Source organism: Limnohabitans sp. Rim8 (genome assembly GCF_943326455.1).
In the GTDB taxonomy this organism is placed as follows: Bacteria; Pseudomonadota; Gammaproteobacteria; order Burkholderiales; family Burkholderiaceae_C; genus Limnohabitans_A.
On the sequence record NZ_CALPTI020000016.1, the window covers coordinates 20,959 to 35,970 of the forward strand.

The 15,012-nt window shown below is 59.9% G+C and carries 11 protein-coding genes; 2 read left to right on the forward strand and 9 right to left on the reverse strand.

Translation table 11 applies throughout. The features are described 5' to 3' along the window. Positions 1 to 9 precede the first annotated feature (9 nt). Complete coding sequence (locus tag Q1M54_RS11380) at positions 10 to 1,545, forward strand: AMP-binding protein (protein ID WP_300557272.1); 1,536 nt, start codon at positions 10 to 12, stop codon at positions 1,543 to 1,545. Positions 1,546 to 1,552: 7 nt separating this feature from the next. Here Q1M54_RS11380 and rpiA read toward each other — a convergent pair whose 3' ends face one another. Then, complete coding sequence (gene rpiA, locus Q1M54_RS11385) at positions 1,553 to 2,224, reverse strand: ribose-5-phosphate isomerase RpiA (protein ID WP_300557273.1); 672 nt, start codon at positions 2,222 to 2,224, stop codon at positions 1,553 to 1,555. Positions 2,225 to 2,329: 105 nt separating this feature from the next. Here rpiA and Q1M54_RS11390 point away from each other — a divergent pair, with 105 nt between their 5' ends. Further along, a complete protein-coding gene (locus tag Q1M54_RS11390) occupies positions 2,330 to 3,373 on the forward strand; it encodes a quinone-dependent dihydroorotate dehydrogenase (protein ID WP_300557274.1) in 1,044 nt (347 codons plus the stop codon). 4 nt (positions 3,374 to 3,377) lie between these two features. Here Q1M54_RS11390 and Q1M54_RS11395 read toward each other — a convergent pair whose 3' ends face one another. The 8 genes from Q1M54_RS11395 to pncB form a co-directional block, all read right to left on the reverse strand. Continuing rightward, positions 3,378 to 4,229 carry a thioesterase family protein gene (locus tag Q1M54_RS11395; protein ID WP_300557275.1) on the reverse strand — a complete coding sequence of 284 codons (852 nt, stop codon included), beginning with the start codon at positions 4,227 to 4,229 and terminating at the stop codon, positions 3,378 to 3,380. Then, on the reverse strand, positions 4,226 to 6,595 hold the full coding sequence (gene parC / locus Q1M54_RS11400; protein WP_300557276.1) for a DNA topoisomerase IV subunit A: 2,370 nt from the start codon (positions 6,593 to 6,595) through the stop codon (positions 4,226 to 4,228). The genes Q1M54_RS11395 and parC overlap by 4 nt, the downstream gene beginning before the upstream one ends. Positions 6,596 to 6,682: 87 nt before the next feature. Next, complete coding sequence (locus Q1M54_RS11405; protein ID WP_300557277.1) at positions 6,683 to 8,665, reverse strand: DNA topoisomerase IV subunit B; 1,983 nt, start codon at positions 8,663 to 8,665, stop codon at positions 6,683 to 6,685. Between the two features lie 69 nt (positions 8,666 to 8,734). Continuing rightward, on the reverse strand, positions 8,735 to 9,916 hold the full coding sequence (locus Q1M54_RS11410; RefSeq protein WP_300557278.1) for an MFS transporter: 1,182 nt from the start codon (positions 9,914 to 9,916) through the stop codon (positions 8,735 to 8,737). Positions 9,917 to 9,947: 31 nt separating this feature from the next. Next, complete coding sequence (gene rmuC, locus Q1M54_RS11415; RefSeq protein ID WP_300557279.1) at positions 9,948 to 11,321, reverse strand: DNA recombination protein RmuC; 1,374 nt, start codon at positions 11,319 to 11,321, stop codon at positions 9,948 to 9,950. Next, on the reverse strand, positions 11,318 to 12,304 hold the full coding sequence (locus Q1M54_RS11420; protein WP_300557280.1) for a D-glycerate dehydrogenase: 987 nt from the start codon (positions 12,302 to 12,304) through the stop codon (positions 11,318 to 11,320). Before Q1M54_RS11420 ends, rmuC begins: the two co-directional genes overlap by 4 nt. Further along, a complete protein-coding gene (locus tag Q1M54_RS11425; RefSeq protein ID WP_300557351.1) occupies positions 12,304 to 13,683 on the reverse strand; it encodes a sodium:proton antiporter in 1,380 nt (459 codons plus the stop codon). Before Q1M54_RS11425 ends, Q1M54_RS11420 begins: the two co-directional genes overlap by 1 nt. 98 nt (positions 13,684 to 13,781) lie before the next feature. Next, the gene (gene pncB, locus Q1M54_RS11430; RefSeq protein ID WP_300557281.1) at positions 13,782 to 14,966 is read right to left on the reverse strand and encodes a nicotinate phosphoribosyltransferase; all 1,185 of its coding nucleotides are present in this window, start codon (positions 14,964 to 14,966) and stop codon (positions 13,782 to 13,784) included. Positions 14,967 to 15,012 lie beyond the last annotated feature (46 nt).

Consider the following 15,012-nt stretch of genomic DNA (forward strand, 5'->3'; position numbering starts at 1 on the left):
GAGCCCGAATTGAACCTCGCCCACCTGCTGCAACGCCAAGCCCGCATGGCCCCCGAGCGTCCCGCCATTTTTCTGGGCACGCAGGTGGTGGCCACGCACGGGCAATGGGCCAAACGCTGCCAGCACCTGGCGTCGCAGTTCCAAGCTGCAGGCTTGCAGCCTGGCGACCGGGTGGCGCTGTTCATGCGCAACCATGCGCGCTACCTGGAAGTGATGTTTGGGGCTTGGTGGGCCGGGCTGGCGGTGGTACCCATCAACGCCAAACTTCACATGCGCGAAGCCCAATGGATCATCGACAACGCACAGGCCCGCTGGGCTTTTGTTACGGCCGACACCACCAACGAGACCGGTGACACCTTGCACAGCCTGGAGCGCGTGATCGATGTGGACAGCGACCAGGCCGATGCGCTGTGGCTCGGCGCTGACAACGCAGCCGACACACCCATTCACGAACGGGCCTCAGATGATCTGGCTTGGTTGTTCTACACCAGTGGCACCACAGGTCGACCCAAGGGCGTGATGATCACCCACCGCAACCTGATGACCATGGGTCTGACGTATTTCACCGATGTGGATGCAATCAGCCCGCTGGACTGCATCGCTTATGCCGCGCCCATGTCCCACGGCGCAGGCATTTACGCAGTGCCGCACCTGATGGCCGGCGCCCAGCACATGGTGCCACCCTCGGGGGGCTTCGATCCGGCGGAGCTGTTTGAGTTAGGCCGACACCTGGGTTCTTTGTCCATGTTTGCGGCGCCCACCATCGTCAAGCGCTTGGTGGACCATGCCGAATCCGTTGGACTGTCAACTGAGGCTTGTGGGCAGTCGTTCAAGACCGTGGTGTACGGTGGCGCCCCGATGTATGCCGCCGATATCCAGCGTGCGCTGCGCGTCATGGGCCCGCGCTTTGTGCAAATTTATGGCCAAGGCGAAAGCCCCATGGTGGGCACAGCCTTGTCACGTCATCACCTTCAGGACATCACCCACCCGCGCTACGCAGATCGCTTGGCCTCTGTGGGGGTAGCGCAAACGCCTGTGCGCATCCGCGTGACCGATACCCAAGGCCGCGACCTGCCAGTAGGGGAGGTGGGCGAGGTGTTGATCCAGGGCGATAGCGTGATGGCGGGCTACTGGCGTAACCCCGAGGCCACCGCCAATGCCATCCAGAACGGCTGGTTGTTCACGGGCGACATGGGTTGCCTGGATGCCGATGGCTTTTTGACCCTGAAAGACCGCAGCAAAGACTTGATCATCAGCGGCGGCTCCAACATCTACCCCCGCGAGATCGAGGAAGTATTGCTGCACGCCCCGGGCGTGGCCGAAGTGGCGGTGGTGGGCGCACCCGATGCCGAATGGGGCGAGGTGGTGGTGGCCTTTGTGGTGCCTCTTGAAGGTCAAAGGCTCGACACGGCGGCGCTGGATGCGCTGTGTCTGCAAGAAATCGCCCGTTTCAAACGTCCCAAACGCTATGAAATCGTGGCCAGCTTGCCCAAGAACAACTACGGCAAGGTGCTCAAGACCGAGCTGCGGCTCAGGCTGAACTGAGACGCCTTCAAAAATTCAGCGTCTTCACGCCTTCAGAGGTGCCCAGCAAGCACACTTGGGCTTTTTGATGGGCAAATACCCCGACGGTGACCACGCCGGGCCACTGGCTGACCTCTGATTCAAAGGCAACCGGGTCTGTGATTTTGAGACCCTTCACATCGACGATGTACTGGCCGTTGTCGGTGACCAGCGGCTGACCGTCTTGCATGCGAACCACCGCACTGCCGCCCATGGCTGCGAACTGGCGCATCACCCGGGCGGTGGCCATGGGGATCACTTCTACCGGCAATGGGAAAGCGCCCAAAGCCTGCACCAGCTTGCTCTCGTCCGCGATGCAGACGAATTGTTTGGACTGTGCAGCGACGATTTTTTCGCGGGTTAACGCAGCGCCACCGCCTTTGACCATATGACCTTGGTGATCAATCTCGTCCGCGCCATCGATGTAGACCGATAGGCTCTCGACTTCGTTGCTGTCAAGCACCGGTATGCCCAGAGCCTTGAGGCGCACTGTGGAAGCTTCGGAGCTGGACACTGCGCCCTTGATCTGGTCTTTCATGCTGGCCAGCGCATCGATGAATTTATTCACCGTGGAGCCCGTGCCCACGCCCACAATCTCGCCAGGCACCACGTATTTCAGGGCGGCATGGCCCACCAGGGCTTTGAGTTCGTCTTGGGTCATGAAAGCAGCTCGGTTCGGGAATCAAAAGAAACAGGCCGGGGTTTGCGACAATCAAGGCCATTCAGCCCAACGCCGCAGTATCCTGCACAAGACCGGAATTATCCAATGTCCCTGATCCCTTACGCCCTCGCCCGCTCCTTTTTGTTCAAGATGGACCCCGAAGAGGCACACGACCTGACCATTGAGGGCTTGGCCCGAACCCAAAACACCCCGCTTGACCGCGTGTACCGTCAACCCTTTGTGGCCCAGCCCATCACCTTGGCGGGTCTGCAGTTTCCTAACCGCGTGGGCTTGGCTGCCGGTCTGGACAAAAACGCCCGCTGCATCGATGGTCTGGGCGCCATGGGTTTTGGCTTTGTCGAAGTCGGCACCGTGACGCCCAAGGCGCAGCCGGGCAACCCCAAACCCCGCATGTTTCGCCTGCCTGAAGCGCAAGCCTTGATCAACCGACTGGGTTTCAACAACGACGGGCTGGATGCTTTTGTGGCCAACGTCAAGCGCTCCAAATTCCGGCAACAAGGGCGCCTCTTGGGCCTCAATATCGGCAAAAACGCCGCCACACCGATTGAGAACGCCACCGATGACTACCTCATCGCCCTGGCTGGTGTGTACCCGCATGCCGACTACGTGACGGTGAACATCTCCAGCCCCAACACCAAAAACCTGCGCGCCCTGCAAAGCGATGAGGCATTGGACGGCCTGCTGGGCGCCCTGGTCGCACGGCGCGAAGAACTGGCCATCGAATACGGCCGCCGCGTGCCGATGTTCCTCAAAATCGCCCCCGATCTGGACGACACCCAAGTCGGCGTGATCGCCGCCACCTTGCAAAAGCATGGCATGGACGGCGTGATCGCCACCAACACCACCCTGGCCCGCGACGCCGTGAGCGGCCTGCTACATGCCGAAGAAATGGGCGGCTTGTCGGGTTCGCCTGTTTTGGACAGCAGCAACCGGGTGATCCGTGGCCTGCGCGCCGCGTTGGGCAAAGACTTCCCCATCATCGGTGTGGGCGGCATCTTGAGCGGACATGACGCGATTTCAAAAATAGAAGCCGGGGCCGATGTGGTGCAGATCTACACCGGCCTCATCTACAAAGGCCCAGCGCTGGTGACAGAAGTGGCGAGTGCGCTGCAACAGATGAAGCGCTGAACGGTCAATCCTTGAAATACACCAGCTGGTGCGTGCTCGCCAGCAGCTGGCCTTCGGGGCTCCACAACTCGCCGGTCTGGTCAAAGTAACCGTGGCGGTAGTTGAGCGCTTTGGCCACGCCCAGCACATGGCGCGTACCGACCTGCGCCATCAAGGCGCTGTCGGCGTGGAAATAGGTGGTGAGGGACACCGTGCCGATCATGGCGCGGCGGCGACGGCGAATGTAGATGCGCGGAAAAAAGCTGTCGCTCAAGGCCGCCAAAGAGGCAAAGTCCAACGCCCGCTCAGGCTCGTCGCGCACCCACAGTGTCGAGCGCGAATGGGTTTGCTCTTGCTCATCAAAGGCCAAGGGGAAAGCGCCTTCAACAAAACGCATGTCGTAGCGCTGCGGCCAAGCGGGCATGCCTTGGACCGGCATGCGGGGCACGGCGTCGGGCGCGGGCACGTTGGCTGGCATCACGGCCTCCACATCCGACCAGGTCTCGCGCCGCACCGCAAACACCGCTGTGGCGGTGGCCACCACGCCCTCCGTGTCATGGGCCGTTTGATGCGCCTCGATGATCCAGTGCTGGGTCGATCGGTTGGTGCGCACGGGACGGGCCACAAAGCGGATCTCGCCATCGGCCACCGGGGCTGCAAAGTTGACCGTCAGGGCCACGGGCTCGCCCAGGCGCTCTGGATGCAAAAGAGCGGCCTGCAACAACTGCGCGGCTGTGGTGCCCCCAAAGGGCCCGACCATGTTGGCGTAGGCAGGATGGGTGGCACCCGTGAATTCGTGAGGCAAGTCCAGACGCTCTGTGACGCGCAGGGCGATGGCTTCGTCAAGAGGGTGCATTCGGTTGCCGGGAGTGATCATGATGACTCCACCCGCGACACCCGGTTCGGCTTGAAGCCCAAGTCCGCCACTTTGCCTTTTTTGGCGCGGGCGGTTTTGGCGTTGTTCAGGCTGCGGATTTCCAGCGTTTCTTCACGGTCCTTACCGCCCCGGCCAATGCCCGCGATCTTGACGCTGCGGGTATAGGCCGCCGCACCTGCCAGGTTGTCTTTGGCTTCCAGGTCGATGAGCATCAGGCCCCGACCGCCTTTTTCCATGGTTTTGAGCTCGCTGATCTCAAAGGTCAGCACACGACCGCCCGTGCTAGCGCAGCAGACGCTGGTGGCCGCGGGCATGGGCTGCTTGTCGGCAGGCACCGTGGCGCTGGAGCCGCTCACATGGCTAGGAGCGCAGACGGTTTCGCCCTCGCCCAGGCTGATGAAGGCCTTGCCTGCTTTGTTGCGAGAAATCATGTTCTCGACCGAAGCCATGAAGCCGTAGCCGCCCGAGCCGCTCAGCAGCAGCGTGGCGTGGGTCGGGCCGGCAAAGTAGTGGGCGATTTGCGTCGTGGCTTCCAGCTCAATCAGCGTGGTCACCGGTTGGCCGTCACCGCGTGCGCCCGGCAGTGTGGCCACGGGCACGCTGTAGATGCGCCCGTTGCTGCCAAAGATCAGCAGCGTGTCCACCGTGCGGCATTCGAAGGTGCCATACAGGCCGTCGCCGGCCTTGAAGGCAAAGCTGCTGGCGTCATGGCCGTGGCCGGTGCGGGCACGGACCCAGCCTTTTTCGGACACGACCACCGTCACCGGTTCGTCCACCACCTTGACTTCGGCGATGGCTTTTTTTTCTTCCTGGATCAGCGTTCGACGCGGGTCGGCAAATGTCTTCGCGTCGGCTTCGATCTCCTTGATCATCAGGCGACGCAGGGCGGCGGGGCTGCCCAGAATCTCTTCGAGCTTGCCTTGCTCTTGGCGCAACTCACTCAGTTCTTGCTCGATCTTGATGGCCTCCAAGCGGGCCAGTTGGCGCAGGCGAATTTCAAGGATGTCTTCGGCCTGACGGTCACTGAGCCTGAAAGCTTCGATCAGCGCGGGCTTGGGCTCATCGCTGTGACGGATGATGCGGATCACCTCGTCGATGTTGAGCAACACCAGCTGGCGGCCCTCCAGAATGTGGATGCGGTCCAGCACTTTGTTCAGGCGGTGCTGGCTGCGGCGGGTGATGGTGGCCTGGCGGAAACTGATCCACTCCACCAACATTTGGCGCAGCGACTTCTGAATCGGTTTGCCGTCGATGCCCACCGAGGTCATGTTGATGGGCGCAGACGTTTCCAGACTGGTGTGCGCCAGCAAGGCGGTGATGAGTTCGGTCTGTTCAATGCGGCTGGTCTTGGGCTCGAACACCAGGCGAACAGCGGCGTCTTTGCTCGATTCGTCACGCACCACATCGAGCACATTCAGGATACTGGCTTTGAGCTGGACCTGATCGGTGCTGAGCGCTTTTTTACCGGCTTTGACCTTGGGGTTGGTCAGTTCTTCGATCTCTTCGAGCACGCGCTGCGAGCTCACACCTTGCGGCAATTCGGTCACCACCAGTTGCCATTGGCCTCGAGCCAGGTCCTCGATCTTCCAGCGGGCACGCACTTTGAGGCTGCCGCGTCCCGTGCGGTACGCGTCGGCAATGTCACTGGCCGGGCTGATGATCTGACCGCCACCGGGGTAGTCGGGGCCGGGGATGATGGCCATCAGCTCGCTGTCGCTCAGCTTGTCGTTGCGGATCAAAGCAACGCAAGCATCGGCCACTTCGCGCAGGTTGTGGCTGGGGATTTCGGTGGCCAGGCCCACGGCGATGCCGCTGGCACCGTTGAGCAGGCTGAAAGGCAAGCGGGCGGGCAGCTGGCGCGGCTCTTCGGTGGAGCCGTCGTAGTTGGGGATGAAATCCACCGTGCCCATGTCGATCTCATCCAGCAGCAAGCTGGTGATGCGCGACAAGCGCGCCTCGGTGTAGCGCATGGCCGCCGCACCATCGCCGTCCCGGCTGCCAAAGTTGCCCTGGCCGTCGATCAGCGGGTAGCGCTGAGAGAAGTCTTGCGCCATGCGCACCAGCGCGTCATACGCCGCCGTGTCGCCGTGCGGGTGGTAACGGCCCAGCACGTCACCCACCACACGGGCGCTTTTGACGGGCTTGGCGGCGGTGTTGTTGTTGGGGCCGCTGTACGACAGGCCCATGCGGTCCATCGAGTACAAAATGCGGCGCTGAACGGGTTTTTGGCCATCGCATACATCCGGCAAGGCACGGCCTTTGACAACGGACAGCGCGTATTCCAGGTAGGCACGCTGAGCGTAGGCTCCAAGGTGATCGCCTTCAGGTGCGGCTGCGGTTTCGGGGGTCAACAGGTCAATGGTCATCGGGTTCTTTCAGGGTAGGAGCCTGCCTGCGGGCGTTAGATCTGCTCAGACATTTCGCCCACGGGGTGGGCTCCTACGGGGAATTCGTCACACGTCAATTTCGATGCTGTCGCCATGCAGCTCCATCAGCTCGCGGCGGGCAGCGGCTTCGCCTTTGCCCATGAGCTGGGTCATGAGGTTTTCGGTGCCCTCGTTGTCCAACGGGCCCAGCTCGATGGGCAGCAGGCGGCGCGTGTCGGGGTTGAGTGTGGTGTCCCAGAGCTGCTCAGCACTCATCTCGCCCAAGCCTTTGAAACGGCTGATGCTCCAGCCGCCTTCTTTCACGCCATCTTTGCGCAGCTTGTCGATGATGGCGGTCAACTCGCCCTCGTCCAGCGCATAGGCTTTGGAGGCGGGCTTTTTGCCGCGTGCGGGGGCATCGACCCGGAACAGCGGCGGCCTGGCCACATACAAATGTCCCGCTTCAATCAATTTGGGGAAGTGGCGGAAAAACAGCGTGAGCAGCAGCACCTGGATGTGCGAGCCGTCCACGTCCGCATCCGACAAGATGCAGACCTTGCCGTAGCGCAGGTTGCTCATGTCGGGGTTGTCACCCGGGCCATGCGGGTCCACGCCGATGGCCACCGAGATGTCGTGGATCTCGTTGTTGGCAAACAAACGGTCACGGTCCACCTCCCAGGTGTTGAGCACCTTGCCGCGCAAAGGCAAGATGGCCTGGCTTTCTTTGTTTCGGCCCATTTTGGCGCTGCCACCGGCCGAATCACCCTCCACCAAAAACACCTCGTTGTGCAGGATATCTTTGCTCTCACAATCGGTCAGCTTACCGGGCAGAACGGCCACGCCCGAGCTCTTGCGTTTTTCGACCTTTTGGCCAGCCTTTTGGCGGGTTTGCGCAGCCTTGATGGCCAGCTCCGCCAGTTTTTTGCCGTAGTCCACATGCTCGTTGAGCCACAACTCCAGCGCCGGACGCACATAGCTGGAGACCAGCCGCACTGCGTCACGCGAGTTCAGGCGCTCTTTGATCTGGCCCTGAAACTGCGGGTCCAGCACTTTGGCGCTCAGCACAAAGCTGGCGCGTGCGAACACGTCTTCAGGCATGAGCTTGACACCCTTGGGCAGCAAGCCATGCAGCTCAATGAAGCTTTTGACGGCGGTAAACAGGCCATCGCGCAGGCCACTGTCGTGCGTGCCGCCCGCGCTGGTGGGGATCAAATTCACGTAGCTCTCACGCACCGGCGCGCCGTCTTCGGTGAAGGCCACAGCCCACGAAGCGCCCTCGCCTTCAGCGAAGCTGTCGTGGTTGGCGTCGGCATAGCCCTCGCCTTCAAACAGCGGGATCACCGGGTCGCCGTTCAGGGTCTGCGTGAGGTAGTCGCGCAGACCGGCTTTGTATTGCCACTGCTGGGACTCCTTGGTTTTTTCATTCACCAAGGTCACCGTCACACCCGGCATGAGCACGGCTTTGCTGCGCAACAGGTGCGTCAGCTCGTTCATGGGCAGGGCGCTGGATTCAAAGTATTTGGCGTCGGGCCAGGCGCGAACGGTCGTGCCTTGCTTGCGGTCCCCCTCGCCTGAGGCGCGTTTGACCAGTGGCTCGGTCACGTCGCCACCCGAGAACACCAAGCTAGCCACCTGGCCCTCGCGGTAGCTGGTGGCCTCCAGTCGTTTGGACAGCGCGTTGGTCACCGAAACGCCCACGCCATGCAGGCCGCCCGAGAAGCTGTAAGCCCCACCCTTGCCCTTGTCAAACTTACCACCCGCGTGCAAGCGGGTGAACACCAGCTCGATCACCGGAGCGTTTTCTTCGGGGTGGAGGCCAAAGGGGATGCCCCGGCCATCGTCTTCGATGCTGACCGAGCCATCGAGGTGCAAGATGACCTTGATCTTTTTGCCGTAACCCGCCAACGCCTCGTCGGCGGCATTGTCCAGCACCTCTTGGATGATGTGCAGGGGGTTGTCGGTGCGGGTGTACATGCCCGGGCGTTGCTTGACGGGCTCTAGGCCCTTCAGAACGCGGATAGAGCCTTCAGAGTACTCGTTGGAAGTTTTGACAGTTGATTGGGTGACCATGGAGGCGAATTGTAGAGTGATTTCAGGCGAACCACTGGATACAAACACAGTTCACGACGCCTTGTTGCTTCAGGATCTCTCGGAATGAGCACTGGCTGGCCGTAGCCGCCAGCCCCATTGCGATCCCCAGCCCACGACCGACCCCACCACCCAGAACACAGGCCCCACCCCCGCCACCGCACCAGCAGCACCAAAAAGAACCGGCATGAGCACGCTGGAAGCGTTGATGCTCATCAGCCTCAGCGCCAGTGCCTCGCCATGTCGGTGTGGCGGAGTGATCTGGTGCAAAGTGCTCATGATCATAGGCTGCGCTGTGCCCAAGACCAGCCCCAACATGACCGAACACAAGCCCATCGCCCAAGCTGTGGGCATGAAGGGATAAAGCCCAAACAAGACTGCGGTACACGCCATTGAGCCCGTGATGATCTGGTACTCCTTGACATGGCGCGAGATGAAAGGCAAACACACGCGAATGAAGGTGGCCGCAATGGCAAAAGCACCCAAGATGGTGCCCACCACCGAAGCGCTGTAACCACGCTCATGCCCCAGCACCGGGACCACAAAAGTATGCACATCCCAACAAGAGGACAACACCCAATTGACCCCCAGCAAACGGCGCATCATGGGCTCGGCCAGCAAATCCATGGCTCGGCGGGGCTGAACCTCACCGGGCGCTGGGGGGGCATGCAACTCGGGCACTGCCCGCACCCAAAACCAAGTGCTCAAAGGCAACATGGCCAACAACAAAAAAGCCCACTGAAAGCCTGCGATGTGGGCCGGTTGCGGTCCGGCAAAGTCAATCAACAAACCCGCCATCACCGGGCCCAAAAAATTGGAGATGGCAGGGCCGATCGACAGCCAACTGAAGGCCACACGCAGTTCAGCGGGGTTTTGGGCCATGCGGCCCACATGGCGCTGCAAGGCGATCACCGACATGCCCGTGGCACCGCCTGTGGCCAAGGCACTGAGGCACAAGACCGGGAAAACCGGCCAAATGGCCGACAAACTGGCCCCCACAGACGAGATGGCCACACTGATGAGCAGCGGTTTTTTGAGGCCCGTGCGGTCAACGTACCGGCCTGCAGGCAAGGCCAAAAAAACCTGGGTCAGGGCAAACAAAGCCAACAAGGCGCCCACAGCCAGAGGGCTGTAGCCTTGCTTCAAAGCCAGTAATGGCGTGGCCATGCGCATACCGGCCATGCAAGCGTGCAAGAAAATTTGGCCTGCGATCAGTTGAGGGAGTGTCTTCATGTCAGGTCACCCCCGGCTTTCACTGGACGGATCAGTGCTCGCTGCCGGGCAACAAGGCCTGGGCCTCGGGTTCGGGCAAGGCATCCACTTGGCGCAATGCTCGGTTCATGACATTGCTGCGGGTCTGGGCCTGGTCCAGCGTGTTGAGCACCGTTTGGGTCTGGTTGCGCACCTTGTCCAAGACATCGCCAAACTTGCCAAACTCGGTCTTGACTGCGCCCAAAACCTGCCAGACTTCGCTGGAACGCTTTTCGAGCGCGAGGGTTCTGAAACCCATTTGCAAAGCATTGAGCATGGCCATCAGGTTGGTCGGGCCCGCCAACGTGACGCGGTGGTCGCGCTGCAGGGTCTCCATCAGGCCCGGACGGCGCAAAACTTCGGCGTAAAGCCCTTCAGTGGGCAAAAACATGACTGCAAAGTCGGTCGTGTGGGGGGGCTCCAAATACTTTTCTGCGATCGACTTGGCTTCAAGCTTGATGCGGGTCTCCAGCGCTTTGGCGCACAACTCGGCCTGCACCGGGTCAGCGCGACCTTGAGCCTCCAGCAAGCGCTCGTAGTCCTCGTTCGGAAACTTGGCATCGATCGGCAACCAAACCGGCTCGCCATGGTCTGAACGACCTGGCAAGCGGATGGCAAAGTCCACCCGATTTTTGTCACCCGGGCGCGTGGCCACTTGCACCGCGTACTGCTCGGGCGTGAGCACTTGTTCCAGCAAAGACGCCAATTGCGCCTCGCCAAACATGCCCCGTGTTTTGACGTTGGTCAGCAGGTGCTTGAGATCGCCCACCCCTTGTGCCAAGGTGTTCATTTCGCCCAAGCCCTTGTGCACTTGCTCCAAACGATCAGCCACTTGTTTGAAGCTCTCGCCCAAACGGGCTTGCAATGTGGCTTGCAGCTTCTCGTCCACGGTCTGACGCATTTCGTCAAGCTTGGCGGCGTTGCTTTGCTGCAGCTGGGCCAATTGGGTTTCCATGGTGCCGCGCATCTCGGTCAGGCGCCTGGCATTGGCTTCAGACAAAGCGTTGACTTGCTGGGCCAAGCTGTCGGTCAGGCTTTTTTGCAACAAGGCCAATTGCTGGGCCAGCGCGTCGATTTGTTGGTTTTGGGTACGCGTGGCTTCGGCGCCTTGCTGCAGCAAAGACTGCTGGAACAAGCTGAGGTTCTGCATGGCCTCTTGCCGCCCCTGCACGCCAGACTGGCTGATTTCGGTGCGCAGTTCGCGTTCAAGCCGCTCCGACTGGACTTGCAGATGGCCAAACTGCTGTTGCAACCAAGCGGTTTGTTCGGCCAACAGCTCAGCAGTTTCCTGCGCTTGCTCAGCGGGCGGAGCGTTGCGACGAAGCAGCAGCCAGGCCAACAACAACAGGTTCAGCCCCCCCAGGGCCAACAGGGCCCAATCGATCATGCAGCAGGGCCTGGCAGCTTGTTCAAGGGGGTCAGGGCTTGGCCACGGGTCAGGTAAGCCACCAGGTTGTCAGCGGCCAGTTGGGCCATGGCCTTGCGGGTTTTGACCGTGCTGCTGGCGATGTGCGGAGTCAGAACCACATTGGGCACCTTGAGCAAATCGGGGTGCACCGAGGGCTCACCCTCGAACACATCAATGCCTGCTGCAGCGATTTGGCGCGCTGCCAGTGCTTTGGCCAAGGCCGCATCGTCCACAATGCCACCCCGCGCGATGTTGACCAGTGTGGCGGTGGGCTTCATTTGTGAAAGCTCGGCCGCGCCGATCGTGTGGTGCGACTCGGCACTGTAGGGCACGACCAGCATCACATGGTCTGCGCTTTTCAGGAGTTCTTGCTTGGAGACATAGGTGGCTTTGCAATCGGCTTCCAATTCAGCGCTCAAACGGCTGCGGTTGTGATAAATGACCTTCATGCCAAAGCCATGCGCCGCACGACGAGCAATGCCTTGACCGATGCGGCCCATGCCAATGATGCCAATGGTCGAGCCATGTACCTCAGCCCCCGCAAACATGTCGTAGCTCCACTTCGTCCACAAGCCTGCACGCAGGTAATGCTCACTCTCAGTCACGCGGCGGGCTGTGGCCATGAGCAAGGCAAAGCCAAAGTCGGCCGTGGTTTCGGTCAAGACATCAGGGGTGTTGCTGGCCACCACCCCAGCGGCGGTCATGGCAGGCACATCAAAGTTGTTGTAACCCACAGCCATGTTGGCAACGATGCGCAACTGTGGGTTGGCCTGCAGCAACGCAGTGTCGATGCGCTCGCTGCCGGTGGTCAATGCGCCCACTTTGCCTTGCATGCGGCGTGTGAGCTCGTCAGCTGACCAGACTTGATCCGCCTGGTTGTTTTGCACATCAAACACCTGCTCAAGGGATTGCAGGACCTCGGGGAAGATGGCGCGGGCCACCAAAATGGAAGGTTTTGACATCATTTGAACCAGATAAAACTCATCACCACAAACAAGGGCACCAAAATGCCACCTGACCACAACATGTAGCCAAAGAAGCTGGGCATTTTGACGCCACGGTCTTCGGCGATGGCCTTGACCATCAAATTGGGTGCATTGCCAATGTAGGTGTTGGCGCCCATGAACACGGCTCCGGCCGAGATGGCTGCCAAGGTTGGCGCCAAGGTGGTCATCAAGACTTGAGGGTCTCCACCTGCTGTGTTGAAAAACACCAAATAAGTGGGCGCGTTGTCCAAGAACGAACTCAGTGCACCTGTGATCCAGAAATACATCAACACGTCGGGGCTGCCATCGGGCTGGGTCACGGCCTGCACCACCGCACCAAATGGCCCGTTGACACCCGCTTTGAGCATGGCGATCACTGGGATGATGGTGAGAAAGATGCCCGCAAACAGCTTGGCCACCTCGGCCATGGGAGCCCAGCCAAACTGGTTATCGGCGTGCACCTGACTGGGCGTGATTTTGAGCGAAACAAGCGCGACCACCACCAAGCCGATGTCACGCAAAATGCCAGGCAAGCCCACCTCAGTGCCATAAATGCTGAACGAAACCGGCGACTTCCAAAAGCCGCTCATCAACACCAGAGCCACCACGGCGCCAAGCAACACAAAGTTGATGCCGCCATCAAAGCCAATGGCCTTGGAGTCGGGCGTGGGGTCTTTCGGCAACAACTCTTCACGGCGGTGGTAGAACCAAGAGTCGATCAGGTAAAAAATGGCCAACAGACTGCCCACCATGAACAAGGTTTCGGGCAAGAGTGTTTTCACAGTCCAGAAAAAATCCACCCCCTTGAGAAAGCCCAAAAACAAAGGCGGGTCGCCCAAGGGCGTCAATGCACCACCCGCGTTGGACACGATGAAGATGAAGAAAACCACCACATGGGCCACATGTTTGCGGTTGTCATTGGCACGGATCAAGGGACGGATCAGCAACATCGAAGCCCCCGTGGTGCCCATGAAACTGGCCAAAAAAGCACCGATGGCCAAGATGGCAGTGTTCAAACCAGGACTGCCATGCAAATTGCCACGGATGAAAATACCCCCGGACACGGTGAACAAAGCTGTCAACAAAATGATGAAAGGGATGTATTCGGCAAACAGCGCATGCACCATGTTGACGCCCGCTGCTGCAGGGCCAAACACCACGGCAAATGGGACCAAAAATGCCAAACCCCAAGCTGCGGCCACTTTGCCGTAATGGTGGTGCCAAAAATGCGGGACCAGCAAAGGCATCAGGGCAATCGACAACAAAATGCCAGCAAAAGGCACACCCCAAACGGCGGACAATTGCGAACCGTCAAAATCAGCCGCAAAAGCCCCACTGGACATGGCCAGCAACATTGGCACAGCCAGCCAAGCGTTCCATCTCGTACCCAATCGCGTCATCGGTGCAACTCCTGTAAAAAGGTGGCGTATGTTAACGGGCGCCTTAATCCTTTTCAGACCGCTGAAGAAATTTCAAACACTTGGCTCAAATAAGCCAAGTACTTCTCGTCTTCACACATGCCTTTGCCGGGGGAATCTGACAATTTGGCCACAGGCTGACCGTTACACCGGGTCATCTTGATGACAATTTGCAGCGCTTCATAGCCCAGATCGTTGGTCAGGTTGGTGCCCACGCCAAAAGCCAACTGACAACGGCCCCGAAATTGCTCAAAGAGCTCAATGGTGCGCGGCACGGTCAGGCTGTCACTGAAAATCAGTGTCTTGGTCTTGGGGTCGACCCGATTTTGCTGGTAGTGCGCGATCATGCGCTCACCCCAAGTGAAAGGGTCGCCGCTGTCGTGCCGTGCGCCGTCAAAAAGCTTGCAAAAATACAGGTCAAAGTCGCGCAAAAAGGCATTGAAACCGTACACATCGCTCAGCGCAATGCCCAGGTCTCCCCGGTACTCTTTGGCCCAAGACTCGAAAGCAAACACCTGGCTGTCGCGCAAACGGGGGCCCAACGCCTGAGCGGCCTGCAGGTACTCGTGCGCCATGGTGCCCAAGGGCGTCAGGCCCAGCAAATAAGCGTAATAAACATTGCTGGTGCCCGCAAACTGGCCCTCGGGGCCGGTGCCTAATCGGGCCGACAACACGCGCAAGACTTCCTCGTGCCAGGCCCTTGAAAAACGCCTGCGCGTGCCGTAGTCGGCAATCTTCAAGGTTTCAAGGCCAGTGGCCTGCAACTGGGCGATTTTGGTGTCCAAACGGCGGCGACCTTCCATGAGGTCGGGCACTTTTTGGGTGTTTCGAAAGTAGACCTCATTGACAATGGCCAGCACCGGGATTTCAAACAAAATCGTGTGCAACCAAGGGCCGCGAATCGTGATGTCGATCTCACCTGTGGGCAGTGGCAAGACCTCGATGCATTTTTCGTTGAGCTTGAACAGACCCAAAAAATCTACAAAGTCGCTTTTGATAAAGCGCAGCGACCGCAGGTAATGCAGCTCCGTCTCCTTGAAGCTCAGGCTGCACAGGGAGCGTATTTCCCGGCGAATCTCTTCGGCAAAAGGCGCCAGGGGCACACCCGGGTTGCGGCACTTGAACTTGTATTCGACCTGCGCCCCCGGAAACTGGTGCAGCACGACCTGCATCATGGTGAATTTGTACAGGTCGGTGTCGAGCAAACTGGTGATGATCATGGTGGGTGTTGTCTCTGACGGCTGGTACCGTTTGTTCTTGTGGATC